Below are 21,119 nucleotides of genomic sequence, written 5' to 3' on the forward strand. Positions count from 1 at the left end.
ACAAGAGAAGAGCACATTAGTCAGAGTGCAGGGTTTTAAAAGAAGTTTGTAATAATAAAGAACAAATAGGGGTAGTAAGAACGGGGTAGGGCAAAAAACAAAGTATGAAGATTGCTGTAAAAGGAGATTAGTAATATAATAAGGCGTTAAATCGATATTTATCAATTCATGCAAAGTTCCATATATATATCATTAGCTGCTGTTACACTTATTATTTTTATAATATCGCTCTGTATTATAAGAAGATCAACTGAATCAACAAGAACAATAAAACCATTTAGAAAAATAGTTAAGCGTATAAATGAATTAGAGCCAGAAATGCAAAGCTTGTCTGATCAGGATATATTCGACAAAGCTCAAGAATTTAAGCAAAGACTGGAAAATGGGGAAACATTAAACGATATTCTTGTACCTGCATTTGCTGTTGTACGAGAGGCTTCAAGAAGATTTCTTAATATGAGGCACTTTGATGTTCAATTAATTGGAGGAATAGTACTCCATAATGGTATGATAGCAGAAATGAAAACAGGTGAGGGGAAAACACTTGTTGCAACTTTAGCTGCATATCTTAACTCTATAGAAGGTAAGGGTGTACACGTAGTAACTGTGAATGATTACCTTGCACAAAGAGATACAGAATGGATGAGCAAGTTATATAATTCACTTGGTATTTCCGTTGCATTTATTACAAATAATTTAACAGATGAAGAAAGAAAACAAGCTTATAGTGCTGATATTGTCTATTCAACTAATAATGAATTAGCCTTTGATTATCTGCGTGATAATATGAAATTTAATTCGAATGATATGGTCCAAAGAGGCTTTAACTATGCAATAGTAGATGAAGTTGATTCCATTTTAATTGATGAAGCCCGCACACCACTTATTATTTCTGGTCAAGTTGAAGACAATCATGAAGTATACAAATATATTAATAAAATAGTTACTAAATTAAAAACTAATGATTATGAATTAGATGAGCAAAATAGATCAGTGTTTCTAACAGATGAGGGTATTTCACATGTAGAAGAGTTATTGAAATCGTATCACTTAATTGAAGAAGATTCTTCACTTTATGATACAAATAATTTGATAATGATTCACTATATAGATCAAGCACTACGTGCACATAAATTATTTGTAATTAATAAAGATTACATCGTAAAGAAAGGTAAGGTAATCATTATTGATGAGTTCACTGGACGCATGATGGAGGGTAGGAGATATTCTGATGGTCTACATCAAGCACTTGAAGCTAAGGAAAATCTTGAAATTCAGCATGAAAATCAAACTCTAGCTTCAGTAACATTTCAAAATTATTTTCGTATGTATAATAAACTTTCTGGTATGACAGGAACCGCTGCAACAGAAGCTGAAGAATTTCGTGATATATATAGGTTAAATGTAGTCAAAGTTCCAACTAATGTACCTGTGAAAAGATTAGATTTAAATGATGAAATTTATGGTACTGAAAAAGAAAAATACCACGCAGTATTAAAATTTATAAAAGAATGCCACGATCGTCTTCAGCCAATACTTGTTGGTACGGTTAGTATTGAAAAATCAGAAAAACTTTCTGAATTATTACACAGTCATTCACTAAAACATTCAGTATTAAATGCTCGTTATCATGAGCAAGAAGCTTATATAATTGCACAAGCAGGAATTCCGGGTAATATTACCATAGCAACTAATATGGCAGGAAGAGGAACGGATATTCAGCTTGGTGGTAATGCTGAAATGATCGCAAAACTTAGTAAAACAAAAGATGGGGATGAAAAGGCAATTCAGAAAATAGTTGAAAGAGTACAAAAAGATAAAGAAATTGCAATAAAAGCAGGGGGCCTGTGTGTTATTGGTACAGAAAGGCATGAAAGTAGAAGAATAGATGATCAATTGCGCGGTCGTTCTGGAAGACAAGGTGATCCTGGAATGTCTAAATTTTTCTTATCACTAGAAGATGACTTATTAAGAATATTTGGTTCGGATAGAATGAGAAATTTTTTACAAAAAGTAGGATTAAATAATAACGAAGCTATTCATCATCCATGGATTAATAAAGCTCTAGAAAAAGCACAGAAAAAAGTTGAGGTTAGGAATTATGATGTGCGAAAATCTTTAATTAAATTTGATGATGTAATCAACAATCAACGTAAAGTTATTTTTGAACAGAGAAACAGCATCTTAAATGATAAAACTTATGATTTACTTGAAGTATATAGTGAAGTTAATGAAAGCATAATAAAGAAAATAGTTCAGAATGGTTACTATGAGGACTATATTGAAGAAATAATAAGTGAGTTTTATAAGAGGTATGGACTCACTTTGGATCGTGACTACCTAAAGAGTCTGTCAAGTAATCAAGATGCACTAAATTATACAAATAAAAATGTAACAGAATTTTTTATTGAACAGGAGAGGTATTTCAACAGTCACGGTACAACTAATTTATGGAATACGATAGTAAAACAAGTGATGATTATGACACTTGATCATTTATGGCGCGAACATATTTCAACTATAGAAAGATTAAGACAAAGCATTGGTTTGCGCGCAATAGGTCAAAAAGATCCATTAAGTGAATTTAAACGTGAAGCCTTTTTAATGTTTGAGTTAATGCTTGAAAAATGGAGAGAACTTACTATGCATCGTTTAGCACATTTTAAGTTAGCAGATAACTATACAACAAGTAACTCAGGCTTTTTTGCAAAAGAGAATTTTTTTAATGTATCCAGAAATGAAAAATGTCCGTGTAATTCAGGAAAAAAATATAAGCATTGCCATGGCTCAGTTGTCCCAAAAATTTAGCTTTTTTTCTTGAATATAATGGCTTGTTGCGATATAAGGTTTATTTATAAATATCGTTGTATAATTCATCAATTTCTGGCTCTTTACTATTTTTTGCAAAATCTTCTGACTCTTTAACTACGTTGCGTATTTCTTTGTCAAATTTTTTACACTCTTCTTCTGAAGAAATTTTATTATCTATCATATACTTCTTTAAGTTTTCTATAGGATCATGATTTTTCTTTACATTTTCAACTTCTTCTTTTGAACGATAAGTTGCCGGGTCTGACATTGAATGTCCACGATATCTATATGTCTTTATTTCCAAAAGAATAGGACCATTACAAGCACGGCAATATTCAGCGGCTTCAATTGTTGCATTGTAAACAGAGAATACATTCATACCATCAATTTGTTTTCCTTTAATGCCAAAACCTTCTCCTCTTTTATATAAATCTGTTACTAAACTAGATCTCTTTAAAGAAGTTCCCATTGCATATTCATTATTTTCTATTATATAAATAACGGGTAATTTCCATAAAGCTGCCATGTTAAATGCTTCATATACCTGCCCTTGATTTACGGCACCGTCACCAAAATATGTAAAAACAACATTGTCATTTTTTTTGTACTTATTTGCAAATGCTATTCCCGTTCCAATAGGAACTTGTGCCCCAACTATTCCATGTCCACCAAAAAACTTTTTTTTAATATCAAATATGTGCATCGATCCACCTTTACCTTGTGAACATCCTGCTTTTTTACCAACAAGCTCTGCCATTACAACTTTTGGATCGGAATCACATGCAAGCATTAAACCATGATCTCTATAACTTGTAATAAAGGAATCACCAATTTTTGATGCAGCATGAGTTCCAACAGCAACTGCTTCTTGTCCTATTGATAAATGGCAAAAACCACCTATTAAGCCCATTCCGTATAATTGTCCTGCTTTTTCTTCAAATCTGCGTATTAGTAGCATTCTTTTATAAAATAAAAGAATTTGTTCTTTAGTAAAATTTTCTACTTCCATATTAATATATTTCTATTTACACTAACATAATACCAGAAATTTTGAACATTTTTTAATAAAATTCATATGGACTACTATCATTGGATCGAAGCTTTTCATATTATATCAATTATAATGTGGATGGCTGGCATGCTATATTTACCAAGACTTTATGTTTATCATGCAGGTACTCATTTTGGCTCAGATAACGATAAGCTACTACAAATCATGGAGAGGAGGCTTTTAAGATATATAATTAATCCTGCTATGGTTTTTTCTGTTGGATTTGGAATAGCATTAATGGTAATTCGAGAAGCTTATAGGGAAGGGTGGTTTCACATAAAATCATTGGCAATAATTTTTATGCTAGTTATTCATATGTTGCTTGCAAAATACAGAAAGGACTTTGTTGCTGGGTTAAATAAGAAAACTCATATTTATTTTCGAATTTTAAATGAAATAGTGACAGTATTGATACTAATTATAGTAATTATGGCTGTTGTAAAACCTTTATAATTGAATAGTCAATTCTCAATTATTGACATTTGAGTAAAAAACTAAAAGAAAAAAATAGTTAATTAGTCAAACAATCTTCTATTATAAAATGAATTTGTAGTATTTTTAGCTTAATATTGTTTTAAAATGATTGAGTATTTGTTAAACTTTCGCTAACTTATGCTAAATTAATGGTTTAATATATTTACATGTATAATAAAAATAAAACAGATTTTTCTTACCAAAGCAGGGATTTCATTCGTAAATTAGAACTTGATAAAGAAAATCAATCAAAAAAAACATACAAGTTAAAGTATAAAAAAGGTGACCTAATAAATTATACATTGGAAAAATGTTTTAATGATGAACAACAATCAAAGATATCGTGTTTAGATAATGCGTAACGCAATTCTCGAGATCATCCTTATAGAAGAGAGTAGAATAATTTAATAGTAAATTTTCAGTTGTTGAAGTTTAATATAATAGGTAAAACTGTAAAAAACTAAGAAAAAATGATGGAAGAAAAATTAATATACTACTTTAGTAAAGACAAATGCGAAGGTAATGCAGAAATGAGAAATTTATTAGGAGGGAAGGGGGCTAATTTAGCAGAAATGTGTAATATTGGTATTCCTGTTCCTCCTGGTTTTACAATTTCTACTACTGCTTGCAAAATGTACTATCAGGATAAAAAATTATCTGAAAATTTACTGAATCAAGTTAGAGATTACATTATAATGCTTGAAAACGATACTGGTTGTAAGTTTGGTGATAAAAATAATCCTTTGTTAGTTTCTATACGTTCTGGTAGTGTAAAATCAATGCCAGGTATGCTTGATACTATTCTAAATGTTGGCCTAAATGATGAAACTGTTATTGGACTTGCAGAAAAAAGTGGTGAACGCTTTGCTTACAATAGCTACTGCCGGTTTATTAATATGTACTCTAACGTTGTATTACAAATTAATCATAATTTATTTCAAAGTATTATCGATAATGAACAACAGAAAAATGGAGTAAAAACTTTAGCTGATCTTGATGTTTGTGTTTTAAAAAAAATAATTAGCGACTTCAAAGAGATAGTGCATGAAAACACAAATAAACATTTTCCACAAAACATTGAAGAGCAATTGTTCAGCTCGATAAATGCAGTATTTGCATCTTGGAAAAATAATAGAGCAATTTCCTATAGAAAAATTTATAACATCTCTGAAAACTTAGGTACTGCAGTAAATATACAATCGATGGTTTTTGGCAATTTAAACAATAATTCTGCTACTGGTGTAATATTTACTCGCAACCCATCGACAGGAGAAAAAAAATGTTTTGGTGAGTTCTTAATTAATGCTCAAGGAGAAGATATAGTTTCTGGTACGTGTACTCCTTCATCAATTAATGGAAATTTATCAAATACGATGGAAAAGCTAATGCCAGAAGTATATAGTGAGCTCTATACAATGTGCCAGACACTTGAAGAACATTATAAGGACATGCAGGATATTGAATTTACTGTACAAGAGGGAAAATTATGGATTTTGCAAACTAGGTCAGGTAAGCGTACAGCTGAAGCAACTATTTGTATCATAGTTGATATGGTAAATGAAGGAATAATAACAAAAGAAGAGGGAATATTAAGAGTTGATTCAAAAATTCTTGATAACTTGCTTCACCCAATACTTGATACTAAAGGTGATCAAAAAGTAATAGGATATGGATTACCTGCTTCTCCTGGAGTTGCTTCTGGATATGTGGTATTTAATACGTATGATGCTGAAGAAGCAGCAAAGAAAGGTGAAAAAGTAATTTTAGTACGATCAGAGACAAGTCCTGAAGATATAAACGGCATGAATGCTGCAAGTGGTATAATAACAGCAAGAGGAGGGATGACATCTCATGCTGCTGTTGTAACTCGTGGAATGGGAAAGCCATGTATATGTAGTGTAAACAATCTATATATCAATAATGATGAAACTTTTCTTTCATTAGGAGAAATGCACCTAAGTAAAGGTGATCCTATTACTATTAATGGTAGTACAGGAGAAGTAATGCTAGGCATTCTTTCTACAACTTTACCGAAGTTGTCACAAAAATTTGAAACATTTATGAATTGGGTTAATGAAGTAAAAAAAATACAAGTAAGAGCAAATGCTGATACTCCAAAAGATGCAGAAATTGCCAAGAAATTTGGTGCAGAGGGGATAGGTTTATGTCGCACAGAGCATATGTTTTTTGCCCATGATAGAATTGAGTTTTTTCAAAAATTGATCATAGCTGATGAACATAATGAAAGAGCAGATGCGTTAAGTAAATTAGAGGAAATGCAAAAATCTGATTTTAAGGAAATATTTTCTATTATGGAGAATAAAGAGGTTACTATACGCTTACTTGATCCTCCTTTACATGAATTTTTGCCTAATAATCAATCTGCAATAATAAAATTAGCTAATTTATTGAATAAATCAGTTGAATCAGTACAAACTAAAATAGTAAAGCTATCAGAAAAAAATCCAATGTTAGGCCATCGAGGTTGTAGACTTGCCATCTCTTATCCTGAAATATATAGAATGCAAATTAGAGCAATATTAAGCACTGCAGATGAACTACAAAAAGAATGCAATATTGAAATAAAACCAGAAATTATGATTCCTTTTGTTATGAGCGAAAAAGAGTTTGTGATGATATATGAAATGGCAAAAAAAGAAGCTGAAAAATTTAAAGTAAATTACTTAATTGGTACTATGATAGAGTTACCAAGAGCTGCACTTATTGCTGATAGATTAGCAAAATATGCAGATTTTTTTAGCTTTGGTACTAACGATTTAACTCAAACCACTATGGGACTATCAAGAGATGATTCAGTAAATTTTTTCGATTGCTATAAGGAAAACAACATATTTGAGAATGATCCATTTGAAGTACTTGACTTTGAAGGAGTGGGAGAATTGATAAAAATAGCTATCAAAAAAGGTAGAGAGACTTGTCAAAGCATTAGATTAGGTATATGTGGGGAACATGGGGCAAATCCAGAATCCATAGCATTTTTCATTGATGCAGGTATAGAATACGTATCATGCTCTCCTTATAGAGTGCCAATCGCAAAATTGGCAGCAGCGCAAAGAGAATTAAAGAATTTTACAAGTGTTTTTAAATTTTCTTAGGTTTTTATTATAGTATTTATATTCACTTAATTTTAATCAAAATTCACTATTGTACTTTAATAAATAACAAAGGCGGTTATCACTATGGTAAATAAAAAAATATTAACAACAGCAATGATTTGTACCCTTTTATCACAACAATCATTTGCAAATGAACAACAAGGGTTATATTTACGAGGTAGTCATTATAATCAGTTTTTAAATCATTCAAGTTCACTGAAAATAACAAAATCTGCAGTTAAAGATAATAGCATTACTAATTTTACTATAAATGATAGAAGTGAAACTAAAATAGAAAGTCAGAAAATCAGTGAGTATAAGCCAAATTATAATCCTCCATTTGCTGCAAGTTTAGCATTTGGTTATTCAGGTGATTTCAAAGATAACAGTTATGAAGTTGAATTAGAAGGAGCATATTCTCAGATAAAGGTAAATAATATTGGGTTAATAGATGGTCCAATGGTTTTATTTTATAGAAATAAGAGTGAAGCATATGGAGTAGTGATGAATCACAAACAAATTGAGAACTTATCTGTAATGGCAAATATTTATCACCACTGGAAAAATGAGCGTTTTTCTTTTTCTCCTTATATTGGAGCCGGAATTGGTGCAACAAGAATGAAAATGTTTGAAGAAGCATCAATAGCTCCAGCGTATCAATTAAAAGCTGGTCTCAATCATCGTATAGCTGAAGATGTATATATAAATGTTGGCTATAAACATTTTGGAGTTGTTGGAAATAATTTTGACTTTAAAACTGAGAAAGCAGAGATTAAAGAAGTTACGAAAGGTGGTAATACAGTACAAGAAATAGGAGATTTTAAATCAATCAATGAATTAACAACTATAAGTAATAGTTTTTTTGGTACTCATAGCATAGAAATTGGCATGACTATTCACTTTGGAAGTAAAGAATAAGTAAGTGGTAGGAGTATAAGAAGAAATTATAATAAGTACTGTGATAAATAGCAGTTGTATGTAAACTAGGGTTTTGTATTATTTGTGGGGTATACAACTAAAACACACAGTTGGTTAAATAACTTGGATTTTCTCTTCTGCTACAGTAGATTTTAAAAAACTATAAAGATCAGATAAATGGTTTTAAAAATTCAAATTCAAAACATTTGATTTTATTTTCCATAATGTTTATTATGTAATTTTGCATTATCACACATACTCCTACTCCATTGAGTGACACACGAAAGATCTTTTCTTTAAATATGATTTTTGGTACACTGATAGGTATTTTAGATATTTTAAATGCTAGTCAGTAATCAAGTAAAGCAACTTTTAAGTTACTATGAAAGTGAAAATCCGGGAACAAAAGCAAGTCTTACTCGTATTTTAATGCATGGAAGACTTGGTGGGACTGGTAAATTAATAATTCTTCCTGTGGATCAGGGATTTGAACATGGACCAATAAAAAGCTTTGAAATAAATCCAGATGCTTATGATCCACATTATCATTTTCAGCTTGCAATTGATTCGGGAGTAAGTGCTTACGCTGCACCTCTTGGTATGATTGAAGCTGGTGCTTCAACTTATGCTGGAACACTTCCGCTTATACTAAAACTTAATAGTTCTAACTCTCTACACTCTAAAGATCTGACTTCAGATCAAGCAGTAACTGCTTCTGTAAAAGATGCACTACGTCTAGGATGTATAGCTGTTGGATTTACTATATACCCTGGTTCTGCTAAATGTTTTGATATGATAGAGGAAGCACGTGAAATAATAGCAGAGGCAAAATCTTATGGTCTTGCAGTAGTTCTGTGGTCTTATCCACGTGGTGAGGGAATTTCTAAACAAGGTGAAACAGCTATTGATACTATAGCATATGCTGCACACATAGCAGCCTTGCTTGGTGCCAACATAATCAAAGTAAAGCTTCCATCTCAGAATTTAGAGAGAGAAAAAATAGATAATATATCTTCCCTCTCTGAAAGGATTGACTATGTAAAGAAGTCTTGCTTTGCAGGAAAAAGAATAGTTGTTTTTTCTGGTGGTGAATCAAAATCAGCAGAAGATATATATAATGATGCAAAAGAAATTAAGAAAGGTGGGGGTAATGGTTCAATTATTGGACGTAATACTTTTCAACGTAAAAAAGAAGAGGCATTACTAATGCTTAAAGGTATAACAGATATTTATATTAAAAAATAAAACGGCTGGGTGGCAGAATGGCTTATGCAGAGGACTGCAAATCCTTTTATACCGGTTCAATTCCGGTCCCGGCCTCTTCATCACACCTTTTTTAGAATCATAAGATAAAACATGAAAAATAGGCTAATCAAGGTTCTACTATTAACTAGCTTGTCTTTATAAGAATGAGGATAAATACATACCTTATACTATAGTAAACTTTAACCAAGATGCATTATTCCTAAAAGAAATTGGTGATCAAAAGCTCCATGGAAATATACAAAAGGAGATTTCATATTTAATCAAGAAAATGATGCAGATACATACTTAGGTAATTGGACATCCTATAAAACATGCAAAATTGAAATTAATTCTACAAAGAATGAATACTTAGGATTTGTAAATGAAAGTAATTGCAAACAAAAAACTAAGATAAATAAAACGCTGGCTTGGAATGATGAAGATATTAAATTACGTATTAACAAGAAATCAAAGCAAGGATTTTATTCAGACCAAGATAAGATTCCTATATCAGTAAAATCTCAATTCAATAAATTTGGCCACCTTGAACTGATTAACCAAAGTACCAATCAGGTTATAGTTTCTTTTCAGAAAAATTAATGTATAAAGCGAATAATGTAAGTTTTTGTCATTGTTATCTGAATAGCACGATAGAAAATCTACTAAAAAGCAGCATTAAACGTGTCATGTTTAATGCTGTGCGAATCAGGAACTTGAGTAAGTTTAGAAGTTCTTGAAAAGATAAATTAATTTGACTTACCTAGTGAAATATATAAAATTAATTTATTATATGAGCAAAGGTTAACATGGCAGTTAAAATAAGGTTAGCAAGATTTGGTGCAAAAAAGCGCCCCTTTTATAGGATTGTTGTTGCTGATTCACGGGCACCAAGGGATGGACGTTTTATTGAGAAAATAGGACATTATAATCCTATGTTGTCAAAAGATGATAAAAATCGTGTTGTAGTCAAAAACGATAGATTAAGTTACTGGTTAAGCGTTGGTGCACAAACAACCGAAAGAATTTCGTGGTTTATCAAAAAGAATATAATAATCTTAGAAACAAGGAATAAGGTGATTCCAGAAGCAGAAGCAAAAGAAAACAAAACGTAAGAAAAAATTTCTTAATGTCAATTAATGTGGAGCTAGATAGTCTTGTATCTTCTGATTTGTTAATAATGAAGGAATTTATTCACAAGAACATAAACGTTGATATCCTACCTGCTAATGATATAATCTCCCATTTTATGCAATCAGGTGGAAAGAGAATAAGACCTAAGCTCATCTTCATAATATGCAAAATGTTAGGCTATTCAGGACAAGATAGAGTTAATATTGCTGCTGCTGTAGAATTTATACATAATGCAACTTTACTTCATGATGATGTTCTGGATGAAAGTAATGCTCGTCATGGAATTGAAACAATAAATAAAATATGGGGAAACAAGTTAAGCATTTTAGTTGGCGACCTATTATTAACTATAGCGTTTAGATGGCTTATAGAATGTGGAAATTTGAATGTCTTATCCATACTATCCGAAGCATCAAATTACCTTGTTAATGGTGAAATAAGGCAAATGAATGCATACTTTAACCCCAAAGAGATGAAACAAAATTATTTCTGTATCATTCAACAAAAAACAGCGTCTTTATTTTCTGCTTGTTGTGAAGCTGCATCTGTTGTATCAGGTGCGACAAAAAATGAAATAGAAAAGTTAAAAAACTTTGGCTTAAATTTTGGTATAGCATTTCAAATAGTTGATGATGTACTTGATTATATTTCTAACGAAAGTACTTCCGGAAAGCAAATAGGAAAGGATTTTCTTGACGGCAAAATAACATTACCTGCAATCATCGCATATGACCAAGGTAATGCAGAGGAGAAAGAATTTTGGCAAAGAAGCTTTTCTTCAACTAAGCGTGATTTTAATCAAGCATTGTATTATATTAATAAATCCAATGCTATTCAACTCTCTATAGAACAGGCAAAATACTATGTTAATATTGCAAAAAGCAGTATCAGTACATTTACTGACTCTATTTATAAAATAGTTTTAACTAATTTTTTAAATGCAAGTATAGAAAGGGAAATGTGATTGATATTTTTAGATTAATTGCTATATATTAATTAGATTATTAAAGGTGATAATATGTCAGAACAAGAAAAAAAGGAAAAATTTGTTAATATGGTGAATAAGCAAAATTCTTTCAATAAAAAAGAGGAAGGAATTGATAATTTAAGTGATGAATTAAATGTACTGAAAGCATCTAAAGTACAGCTTGAAGATCAATTACTCCGAGCTATTGCAGATAATCAGAATATCAAACGTATAATGCAAAAGCAAATTAAAGATGCAGGAGATTATTCTATAACAAACTTTGCACGTGATATGATTGATTCATGTGACAATTTAAAAAAAGCAATAGAAAATTTACAAAAAGGAGATCCTGTACATGAAGGTATTAAAGTAGCTTATCAAAAAATCATGAATGATTTGAAAAAACATGAAATAGAAGAAATAAATTCTCTTGATAAGCCTTTTGATAGCAATTTTCATCAAGCTGTTGTAGAAAGAGAAGATAATGAAAAAGAACCAGGTACTGTAATAGAAATTTTACAAACTGGTTACATAATAAAGAAAAGATTGCTTCGTCCTGCTATGGTAATTATTTCCAAAAAAGGAAACAGCCATGATGAAAATTAAATAATAGAGGAACACGATGAAAAAAACTGTTTTTTCAGGTGTTCAACCAAGTGGAGTAATACACTTAGGTAATTATCTTGGGTCAATTAAGCAGTGGTCGAATTTACAAAACAAACATTTCTCCCTTTTTTGTGTTGTTGATTTACATTCAATTACAGCGAAGAAATTATCTCGCAGTGAGTTAAAAAGTAATATTCTAAAAACAGCAGCAGCGTATATAGCATGCGGAATTGATCCAGAACAGGCTATCATTTTTAATCAATCTACGGTAAGTTGTCATGCTGAGTTATGTTGGTTACTCAGTTGCTATACCCCTATTGGTTGGCTTAATCGCATGACTCAGTTTAAAGATAAAGCTGGTGATGATAAACAACAAGCTTCACTTGGATTATATAGCTATCCGGTACTTATGGCCGCAGATATTTTACTTTATAAGGCCAATTATGTTCCTGTGGGAGATGACCAAAGACAACATTTAGAAATTACACGTGATATTGCAATAGCTTTTAATAGTCACTATCAACAAGATTATTTTACCCTGCCTGAAGCGCTAATTTCTAATACCTCATTAAGAATCAAGAGTCTCAGGGATGGTACAAAAAAAATGAGTAAATCTGATCAATCTGAATATTCACGAATAAATTTTGATGATTCTAATGACTCTATTCGCAACAAGATAAAAAAAGCGAAAACAGACTCAGTTTCTGATTTTAATCCAGGTAGTTTATCAGATCGTCCGGAAATACTTAATATGGTGAATATTTATTCATCACTGAGTAATCTTAGCAAAGAGGAAATATGTGATAAAATGAATAAGTATCATATGGAATACTTTAAAGAAGAATTAGCTGATCTAATTATCAGTATTTTATCACCTATACGTGAAAAGATGAACAACTTACTTAATGATCAATCTTATTTACATGAAGCTTTGAAAAAAGGGACAGAAAAAGCAACAAAAATTGCCAGTCAAAATATAAAAGAAATCAAGGACATAATAGGATTTATTTAATATAAGTAGTGCATCAACTAAGTTATTCTCACTCTTTTAAACTCTTGTGCGAAGTATCCCCTAACCTGTCACAATATATACACTCTACTTATTATATTAATTTATTAGGAATTGTTGTTTTTCGTTTCTCAGAGAGGACCGACTTATTAAAATGTGACGTTGCATTAAAACGTGTGTAACTGAAAAACATCTCATATTCATTATTCTAATTTTTTTACTATTAGCTGTAAATGGAGTCAATAACAGTAATTTTTGAAATCATCTATTAATTGTTATGCCTTTTTAATAACATATTAAGAAAAACATGAGTAAATTAATACCAGTAACACACAAACTATTTGATGCCATTGAAAATGGAAATATAAATGATTTTAAAGCAAGCCTTAGCAGCAGGTGTGGATGTTAATGCATATGATGAAGATGGAATGATACCTTTAATGAACATTGCTCTTACTTATACAACTATCCCTGAGGAAATACAGTCTACATTTAGAAAAATGGCTTTAATACTCACACAGCATAAGGGCATCAAAATCAATGCTAAAAGTAATCAACCTGTTAACGTATCTAGGGTGAAAACTTATAATGGATATCCAATTCAAATCATCAGTAATTTATAAAATATGATTCTTGCTTTTTAGCAAATTTCACACGCCTTTTTAATCTCCGATATATGTATATTTTTTAATGTAACACTTTTAAAAATCTATGTATAGATTTGATAATATATGCAAATTTATCTATTTTTATAAATTAAAATTTTCTAAAAATAAAAAAATATAATACAGGGTGAGACATATAAATGAGTAAATGACTTTTGATTTTCAGTATATATGTTACAATGAGATTTTTACAGTCGTTAATCATAATGCAGAGAACTCAGATAAATATAGAAATAAAACAATTATCAAATGGAATTGATCTACCCCTACCTTCTTACGCAACTATACAAAGCGCTGGTATGGATCTCTATGCTGCAATAGATACTTCTATTGTTCTTAAGCCACTTGATAGATTTCTAATATCTACTGGAATTATAATCGCGATACCTAATGGATTTGAAGGACAAATTAGGCCACGCTCAGGTATAGCTGCAAAGCATGGAATTACTGTTTTGAACTCTCCAGGTACTATAGATTCTGATTATCGAGGAGAGATTAAAGTTTGCTTAATTAATCTCAGTAACCAACAGTACGAAATAAAAAGAGGAGATAGAATCGCACAAATTATTATCGCTCCCACATTCAAAATCGTTTGGAGTAAAGTTAGAGAGTTTATCGAAAATAAAACTGAACGTGACACAGGTGGTTTTGGTTCAAGTGGTAGTTAAGGCAAGACGCTCTATTTTCTTGTATTAAGAAGAAACAATAAAGATATTATAGATATGTCTTTTTATCTCACAGATTAAGTAGCTTAATGTAAAACACATCATAAATACAATTTTTATAAAGTTATATTAATATAGTCATTTTAGCCTACAAATAGTATATATTTTAAAGGGGAAAAATGAATGAGTTGATAGAGGCTTTAAAAGAAGTCAATAATTTTCAAAACCTAAATGAAAACAATATCATTAATGAAATAGAAAAAAGATTCAAAGAAAACTTTCTGAGTAAGAATACACTTACATCAATAAACTTTATTGAGTTTCGTAAATGGAAAAACCATGAGCTCAATATAGATCATAAATTTTCCGCAGAAGAATATACTTTGCTACATATAGCAATCAAAGTTTGCTGTGAAAAAGTATTAGAACTTCTAATAGCAAAAAAAGCAAATATTAATATACAAGATGCAAATGGTTATACTCCCTTATATTTAGCTATTGAAAATGGTTATATAGATATAGCAACATTCTTAATCAATGTAGGAGCTAAGGTTAATATAGAATGTGGTCACAGTAAGTCAACAGCACTACATTTAGCAGCTAAGAAGGGCCATCAAAGTATAATAACACACTTGCTAGAAAAAAGATCCAATCCTAACGCACTAAATCGATATGGTCAAATTCCTTTACACTTTGCTGCTAAATATAACAATACAGATTCAGCAGTATTGCTAATATTGAATGGTGCAAATGTTAATATTCAAGATTATAAAAATCGCTACACTCCCTTATATTTTGCTATCTTGAAAAACAATGTAAAACTAGCAAATATCCTACTAGAAAGTGGAACAGATATTGATATACAAGATAGATGTAAAAGAAACCTTTTACACTTCACTATTAAAGAAAAGAAATGGGAAATAGTTGAGATTTTCCTAAAGCAAAAGGTAAATGTTAATGCACAAGATGAAGGTGGGTGTGCTCCATTACACTATGCTGTTTATTTAAAAAATTTACACACAGTAACAAATTTACTGAAGTACGAGGCTAAGATTAATATACAAGATAAAAATGGACAAACTGCTCTTAATTATGCATGGAGTGATGTTGATAAATCACCAGAGCTAGTAAAACTTTTGTTAAATTACGGTGCAGATTTTTCATATATTCATAAACCTAAAGCACAAGAAGTAGGAATTATTTCTAGTTATTTAGCAGCTGTTGTAACAACTATACTTATTTGGACTACTCAAAATTTTTTACCAAAAGTAATAACTTCAGTAGAAATTGGCATAATGATAACATCTTTCACATTTATAGTTGGCGTTATTGCTTATGGAATTGCATATAAAATTTCAAAATATGAAGTTAATAGTAAGCTAAGCGAAGTCAATATTACACCTCATTCTACAAAACACCAACTTAGTGTATGATGATTTATCTCTCTTGATTTGCATTTAAATTCAAATAACTACTACTTAATCATTCTGCTATCTTCACATACTAATAGTATGTTTGGTTCACCTGTAAAACTTAGTGACGTTGATGGTTCTACTTTTTGATGAATCTCAGTTCTTCTTATTTTGTTTGTTGCATTGTCATTTTGTTTATCAATATCAGCACACGGTCTCTTGTTATTAGCATTACTTGTTGATAAATCTAGTGGTTGTGTCTGGTATTCTGAAGAAGTATATTCAGTACTTGTTGATAAATCTATTGGTTCTGATTGTTTACAATGTCGTGATAACAAATTTTTCTTATAATGAAAAGGAGGTTTTTCTGAATCATTTTCTCTGTTATTATTAGCACTCATTGATACATCTGTCAATGATGAATAAGCAGAATCTACACACATATCTAACATATCTTTTTTTTCTGATGATAAATTCGACACAAACTCTTCTAATTCTGAATTATTTTCTTTTTCTGATATTTGGTCATCATTTAGAATAGTATTTTGGATTACTTTTGTTAGTAGATCATTCGATTCACTTAATGAAGTATCTTCATTATTTGTTGGTAAATCTATCAATTGTATCTGGCATACAGTCGCTGAAGTTCTTCTCTTTTCTTCTGTTTCTTTAAGCAGCGCTTTTATATTTAAATTTCTGTATTTATATGCAAGATCCAATTCCATTTTACCACTGTTATCTCTTATATACAAATATGCCCCAGCTTCAATTAGCTTTTTTACTATATCATAATGGCCACACCTATCTGCAATATGCAATGCTGTTTCTCCCTGGCAATTTTGTAGATTAGGATCCACTCCAGCTTCAATTAGCGCTTCCCTACAGATAAAAGATTGTCACTAATTGCATAATGTAAGAAAGTTTTATTATTGTATTTTCTATTCAAATGTTCTTTGTTAAAAACTTTAATTTCATTAATTAATTTGATTGCCGCATTCTCATTTTCTGCTTTAATTGCAATATAAATTAATGGTTGACTTTTGTAACTTAAGTAAAAACAGTCCTCAAAAGGTTTGTGCTCTTCTAAAAATTCATCAAATTTTTCTGAATTTCTAGACTTTATAAGTTCAACAAGTTGTTGTGTATTTTTATCTTTTCTATTTGTCATATTCCTCTTTCATATTAATAACTTAATACAATTATAAGTAAGATAATAGAAGATTTCAATGAATTTTTTAAAGAAAAATTTTAAATTGGAAATGATATAAATTAATATAAGTAATATTTTGAAGTGAACTCCCTTATCTCGTAGAATTACTTGTTTTGATTAAGGATGATTTTTATTTTTTGCTCTTCTTTTTTATGATTTGTTTTTTCCTTGCAATAGCAAGGCTTTTTTCTGGAACATCATTTACTATCACACTACCTGCTGCGACTGCAGAGTTGTTATGAATGTTAAGCGGTGCAATTAATGAGCTGTTGGCACCAACAAAGCAATTATTACCTATATTTGTCTGGTGTTTTTTTTTACCATCATAATTACAAACGACAGTACCGGCTCCTATGTTACTTCCCTCTCCTACTTGCGTATCTCCTATATAACTTAAATGTTTTATTTTGGTATTCTTGCCAATATTGCTTGTCTTAATCTCCACAAAGTTCCCTATTATTGCGTTATCGCCAATTGTTGTATTTTTGCTTATTCTGGAAAATGGTCCAATAATGGCATCTTTTTTAATTAAACAACTTTCTAAATGTGAAAATGATAATATTCTTGCATTAGACTTCACGTCAACACCAGGACCAAAGAAAACATACGGATCAATTATTGAGTCTTTAGTAATTTTTGTATCAAGAGAAAAAAAAACAGTATTAGGAGCGACGAGTGCTACTCCTGAATTAATAAAAAATTTTCTTCTACTGTCCTGAAAATAAGATTCAGCTTTAGCAAGATCGCTTCTACTATTTACCCCTATTGCTTCTTTTTCATCAATAGTGATATAATCAACATTCAAATTATTTTTAACTGCTATAGAAACTATATCAGTTAGATAGTATTCGTTAGTTAAAGTATTACATACTATTTTTTCAATTATTTCACGTAAGTTTTTTGCGTATATTACAATTGTTCCTGCATTTGCAAGAAATTTCTTTCCATCACTCCTTTCATTGCTCTTTTCTATAATTTCTTTCACAGAGCCATTTTCAATAATTAGCCTACCATACTCTTTGTTATCAGTCTCAAAGCCGAGGCAAACTAAAGCTTTATCCCTTAGACAGTTGACCATTTTACTGATAGTACTATTTTTTATCAATGGAGTGTCTCCATACTGTACAACAACTATGCTTGAATCTGGCATTTCTACTAGAGTTTTCATTGCAGTTTTTACTGCATCACCTGTGCCAAGCATTGATTCTTGAATAACCAGGTTTATATCTCTAAAATTCTCTAATTTTTTGCTTAAGAGTTGGTCAACTACAACAGTTATATTTTCTGGATTTAATTGTTCTGCATTGAAAATCGCATGATCAAGCATAGAAAAATTACCTATTTTATGCAAAACTTTAGGTAAACTTGAATTCATACGCTTACCTAGACCGGCAGCAAGAATAATAATTGTATGCGCTTTACTCACCTTAAAGATGAAAAATGAAATCCATAATGATTAAGCCAGTTGATTTTGTTATCATAAAAATTTCTTAAATCATTTATTTGATACTTGAGCATTGCTATTCTTTCTATACCAATACCAAACGCAAAACCGCTATAATGTAGCAAATCCATCTTTACATTTTGAAAAACATTAGGATGAACCATTCCACATCCAAGCACTTCTATCCAATCACTACCTCTATAGCTTATATCTACTTCTGCTGAAGGTTCGGTAAAAGGAAAAAAACTATTACGAAAACGTATTTTTAGTTCTTTTTCACCAAAAATTTTATCAAGAAAGCTGCGAATAGTAAATTTTAACTGCCCCATATTAACATTTTTATCAACATATAAACCTTCTACTTGATGAAACATTGGAGTATGAGTTGCATCAAAATCATTCCTATATACTCGACCGGGTGCGATTATTTAATTGGTAAGCTCTTTGCTTTCTCCATGACTCTAATTTGTACAGAAGAAGTATGAGTACGCAATAACATTCTTCGATCATTGATTCTATTTTTTAGATAAAAAGTATCCTGTTCTTCCCTAGCAGGGTGGTGGCTTGGAGTATTTAATGCATCAAATACGTGAAATTCATCTTCTATATCTGGCCCATCAACTACTTTAAAACCCATATGTGCAAAAATAAGCTTTACTTCATTTATGACTTTGCTAAGTGGGTGAATTTTCCCTATTCTCTCTGGTCTTACAGGTAACGTAATATCAACTATTTCATTTCGTAATTTTAAATTAATTTTCTCTGCCTTTAGTTCATCTTCTTTGTGTTTTATTAGATCATTTAATTTATCATGTAAAGCATTAATAACCGCACCTAAGGTTCTCTTTTTTTCAATATCTTGTATTATCTTTAATTTATTAAAGTAAGATTTTATTATACCTTTCTTGCCTAAATACAATAATCTAATTTTTTCTAGATCTTGTAAACAAGAAGCACTTTCAATTTCAGAAGTTGCTTTATATTCAACTGAATACATCTCATCTTTTAATTCTGTGCCCATTCTTATACTACTTACCTAAAGTTTAATTATAATAAAATATAGAACAATATCAATTGTAGAAGTATATAATGCTATTTAAAATAAAATACTTAGTATATAATATTAATTATTTAGTGTATATAGAAATAAAAATACAGCACTTAAATAAATCTCTTAATATTATTATTAATAAAATAAATAATTATTCACTTTAATTCACGAAGTATGTATATACTATTTAAATAGAAAAATATAATTTTATGGATCTTTTCTTTTATACTGCTATTCCCTTTTTAATCATAATATCTTCTCTTGTCATAATATGGCTTATTTTTGTTATAAAACATAGGCTTGATTATTCAACAATACTTGGGAAATTTAAAGAAAGTGGTGATAATATTTTAAAAATAACTGAGAATATTAAAGAAATTAGTACTAAGGCTAAAAACGTTTCTGATGATATTTTAGAAACACTTCCTAACAATATTGAACAAGTCTCCAAAAATATTTTAGCAATAACTGGAAATGCTAAAGAAATTAGTAAAAACGTTTCAGATACTACTTCAAAAGTAATTAATTGCCCAAGTACTCTCTTGAATTTTATTACTGAATCTGCACAAGGAGTATATTCTTACATACAAGGTGTACAAGAAGGTTTAAGTAAATATATTATTGGTTTTCCACATTAGTTAAGTTTTTTGTTTTCTTGTAATGTACATTTTTAGTATAATTAAAGATATAGCTTGAGCATATAAGCAATCTACACAAAAAAAGTCATGTTAAAGTTATTCAAGTGTTTAAGGGAATTATTACAGATATTGGTACTATAGTTGATATTAACACTGATATTAATTTAGACTGGATTTTTCATGTGAAGGTAGGAAAATTTTCTTCTATAAATAAGGGAGACTCAATAGCCTCTTCAGGAGTATGCTTAACCGTTATTGATATAATTAATGATATATTTGTAGCTCAAGTATCTCAAGAAACTCTCAAAGTTACTAATTTAAATACCTGGAAAGTAGGTACAAAAATAAACTTGGAACAAGCAGCTAAATTTAGTGACAGAATAGATGGCCATTTAGTACAAGGACACGTTGATAAAACAGTACAAATTTTAACAATTAATCAAAATTTAAATTCCCATGAAATTAAACTCTTATGTTCACAAGAATTAACTAAATTCATAGCAAAAAAAGGCTCTGTGGCGCTAGATGGAGTTTCCCTTACTGTCAATTCAATTATTAATCAAGAATTTACGGTAAATATAATCCCTTATACGTGGGAAAATACAACCTTTCGTTATAATAAAATTAATGATTTGCTAAATCTTGAAGTTGATCTAATTGCTAGATATTTAGATCAACTTATAAAAAATAAATACAATTAGTTTTA

General features: G+C 30.2%; 19 protein-coding genes, 1 tRNA gene and 1 pseudogene. 16 read left to right on the forward strand and 5 right to left on the reverse strand.

The window, feature by feature from the left end:
• The first annotated feature begins 168 nt into the window (after nt 1-168).
• Entirely contained in the window at nt 169-2,808 is a 2,640-nt protein-coding gene (gene secA, locus NL275_RS02510; protein WP_253299939.1) for a preprotein translocase subunit SecA, read from the forward strand.
• 40 nt (nt 2,809-2,848) lie between these two features.
• On the opposite strand, the gene pdhA is transcribed toward secA, so the two are convergent.
• The gene (gene pdhA / locus NL275_RS02515; RefSeq protein ID WP_253299940.1) at nt 2,849-3,820 is read right to left on the reverse strand and encodes a pyruvate dehydrogenase (acetyl-transferring) E1 component subunit alpha; all 972 of its coding nucleotides are present in this window, start codon (nt 3,818-3,820) and stop codon (nt 2,849-2,851) included.
• Between the two features lie 66 nt (nt 3,821-3,886).
• On the opposite strand from pdhA, the gene hemJ reads away from it, so the two are divergent.
• From hemJ to NL275_RS02580, 13 genes are all read left to right on the forward strand, one after another.
• Nucleotides 3,887-4,315, forward strand: a complete 429-nt coding sequence (gene hemJ, locus NL275_RS02520) for a protoporphyrinogen oxidase HemJ (RefSeq protein ID WP_253299941.1) — start codon at nt 3,887-3,889, stop codon at nt 4,313-4,315.
• A gap of 188 nt (nt 4,316-4,503) precedes the next feature.
• Complete coding sequence (locus NL275_RS02525) at nt 4,504-4,698, forward strand: hypothetical protein (protein ID WP_253299942.1); 195 nt, start codon at nt 4,504-4,506, stop codon at nt 4,696-4,698.
• A 111-nt stretch (nt 4,699-4,809) separates the two neighbouring features.
• Complete coding sequence (gene ppdK / locus NL275_RS02530) at nt 4,810-7,452, forward strand: pyruvate, phosphate dikinase (RefSeq protein ID WP_253299943.1); 2,643 nt, start codon at nt 4,810-4,812, stop codon at nt 7,450-7,452.
• Between the two features lie 84 nt (nt 7,453-7,536).
• On the forward strand, nt 7,537-8,370 hold the full coding sequence (locus NL275_RS02535) for a P44/Msp2 family outer membrane protein (protein ID WP_253299944.1): 834 nt from the start codon (nt 7,537-7,539) through the stop codon (nt 8,368-8,370).
• A 342-nt stretch (nt 8,371-8,712) separates the two neighbouring features.
• Nucleotides 8,713-9,615, forward strand: a complete 903-nt coding sequence (locus tag NL275_RS02540) for a class I fructose-bisphosphate aldolase (RefSeq protein ID WP_253299945.1) — start codon at nt 8,713-8,715, stop codon at nt 9,613-9,615.
• 3 nt (nt 9,616-9,618) lie between these two features.
• Nucleotides 9,619-9,690, forward strand: a tRNA-Cys gene (locus NL275_RS02545).
• Nucleotides 9,691-10,421: 731 nt separating this feature from the next.
• Nucleotides 10,422-10,727, forward strand: coding sequence for a 30S ribosomal protein S16 (gene rpsP, locus NL275_RS02550; RefSeq protein ID WP_253299946.1), 306 nt, complete (start codon nt 10,422-10,424; stop codon nt 10,725-10,727).
• A gap of 14 nt (nt 10,728-10,741) precedes the next feature.
• Nucleotides 10,742-11,710 carry a polyprenyl synthetase family protein gene (locus NL275_RS02555; protein ID WP_253299947.1) on the forward strand — a complete coding sequence of 323 codons (969 nt, stop codon included), beginning with the start codon at nt 10,742-10,744 and terminating at the stop codon, nt 11,708-11,710.
• Nucleotides 11,711-11,764: 54 nt separating this feature from the next.
• Entirely contained in the window at nt 11,765-12,319 is a 555-nt protein-coding gene (locus NL275_RS02560; RefSeq protein WP_253299948.1) for a nucleotide exchange factor GrpE, read from the forward strand.
• Nucleotides 12,320-12,335: 16 nt separating this feature from the next.
• Complete coding sequence (trpS, locus tag NL275_RS02565; RefSeq protein WP_253299949.1) at nt 12,336-13,331, forward strand: tryptophan--tRNA ligase; 996 nt, start codon at nt 12,336-12,338, stop codon at nt 13,329-13,331.
• Nucleotides 13,332-13,696: 365 nt separating this feature from the next.
• Nucleotides 13,697-13,951 (forward strand): hypothetical protein, encoded by a 255-nt coding sequence (locus NL275_RS02570; protein WP_253299950.1) that lies wholly within the window; start codon nt 13,697-13,699, stop codon nt 13,949-13,951.
• A 248-nt stretch (nt 13,952-14,199) separates the two neighbouring features.
• Nucleotides 14,200-14,661, forward strand: a complete 462-nt coding sequence (gene dut / locus NL275_RS02575) for a dUTP diphosphatase (protein ID WP_253299951.1) — start codon at nt 14,200-14,202, stop codon at nt 14,659-14,661.
• Between the two features lie 176 nt (nt 14,662-14,837).
• Complete coding sequence (locus tag NL275_RS02580) at nt 14,838-16,091, forward strand: ankyrin repeat domain-containing protein (protein ID WP_253299952.1); 1,254 nt, start codon at nt 14,838-14,840, stop codon at nt 16,089-16,091.
• A 41-nt stretch (nt 16,092-16,132) separates the two neighbouring features.
• Here NL275_RS02580 and NL275_RS02585 read toward each other — a convergent pair whose 3' ends face one another.
• The 4 genes and pseudogenes from NL275_RS02585 to pheS all read right to left on the reverse strand — a co-directional run bounded on the left by NL275_RS02585 (nt 16,133) and on the right by pheS (nt 19,745).
• Nucleotides 16,133-16,927 carry an ankyrin repeat domain-containing protein gene (locus NL275_RS02585; protein ID WP_253299953.1) on the reverse strand — a complete coding sequence of 265 codons (795 nt, stop codon included), beginning with the start codon at nt 16,925-16,927 and terminating at the stop codon, nt 16,133-16,135.
• Between the two features lie 11 nt (nt 16,928-16,938).
• Entirely contained in the window at nt 16,939-17,238 is a 300-nt protein-coding gene (locus NL275_RS02590; RefSeq protein WP_253299954.1) for a hypothetical protein, read from the reverse strand.
• A 172-nt stretch (nt 17,239-17,410) separates the two neighbouring features.
• Nucleotides 17,411-18,655 carry a bifunctional UDP-N-acetylglucosamine diphosphorylase/glucosamine-1-phosphate N-acetyltransferase GlmU gene (gene glmU, locus NL275_RS02595; protein ID WP_370107224.1) on the reverse strand — a complete coding sequence of 415 codons (1,245 nt, stop codon included), beginning with the start codon at nt 18,653-18,655 and terminating at the stop codon, nt 17,411-17,413.
• 47 nt (nt 18,656-18,702) lie between these two features.
• A pseudogene (pheS, locus tag NL275_RS02600) lies at nt 18,703-19,745 on the reverse strand (phenylalanine--tRNA ligase subunit alpha).
• A 239-nt stretch (nt 19,746-19,984) separates the two neighbouring features.
• Between pheS and NL275_RS02605 the strand changes: the two are divergent.
• Nucleotides 19,985-20,413 (forward strand): hypothetical protein, encoded by a 429-nt coding sequence (locus NL275_RS02605; RefSeq protein WP_253299956.1) that lies wholly within the window; start codon nt 19,985-19,987, stop codon nt 20,411-20,413.
• Between the two features lie 104 nt (nt 20,414-20,517).
• On the forward strand, nt 20,518-21,114 hold the full coding sequence (locus NL275_RS02610) for a riboflavin synthase (RefSeq protein ID WP_253299957.1): 597 nt from the start codon (nt 20,518-20,520) through the stop codon (nt 21,112-21,114).
• Nucleotides 21,115-21,119: the final 5 nt, after the last annotated feature.

Source organism: Wolbachia endosymbiont of Chironomus riparius (assembly GCF_918315375.1).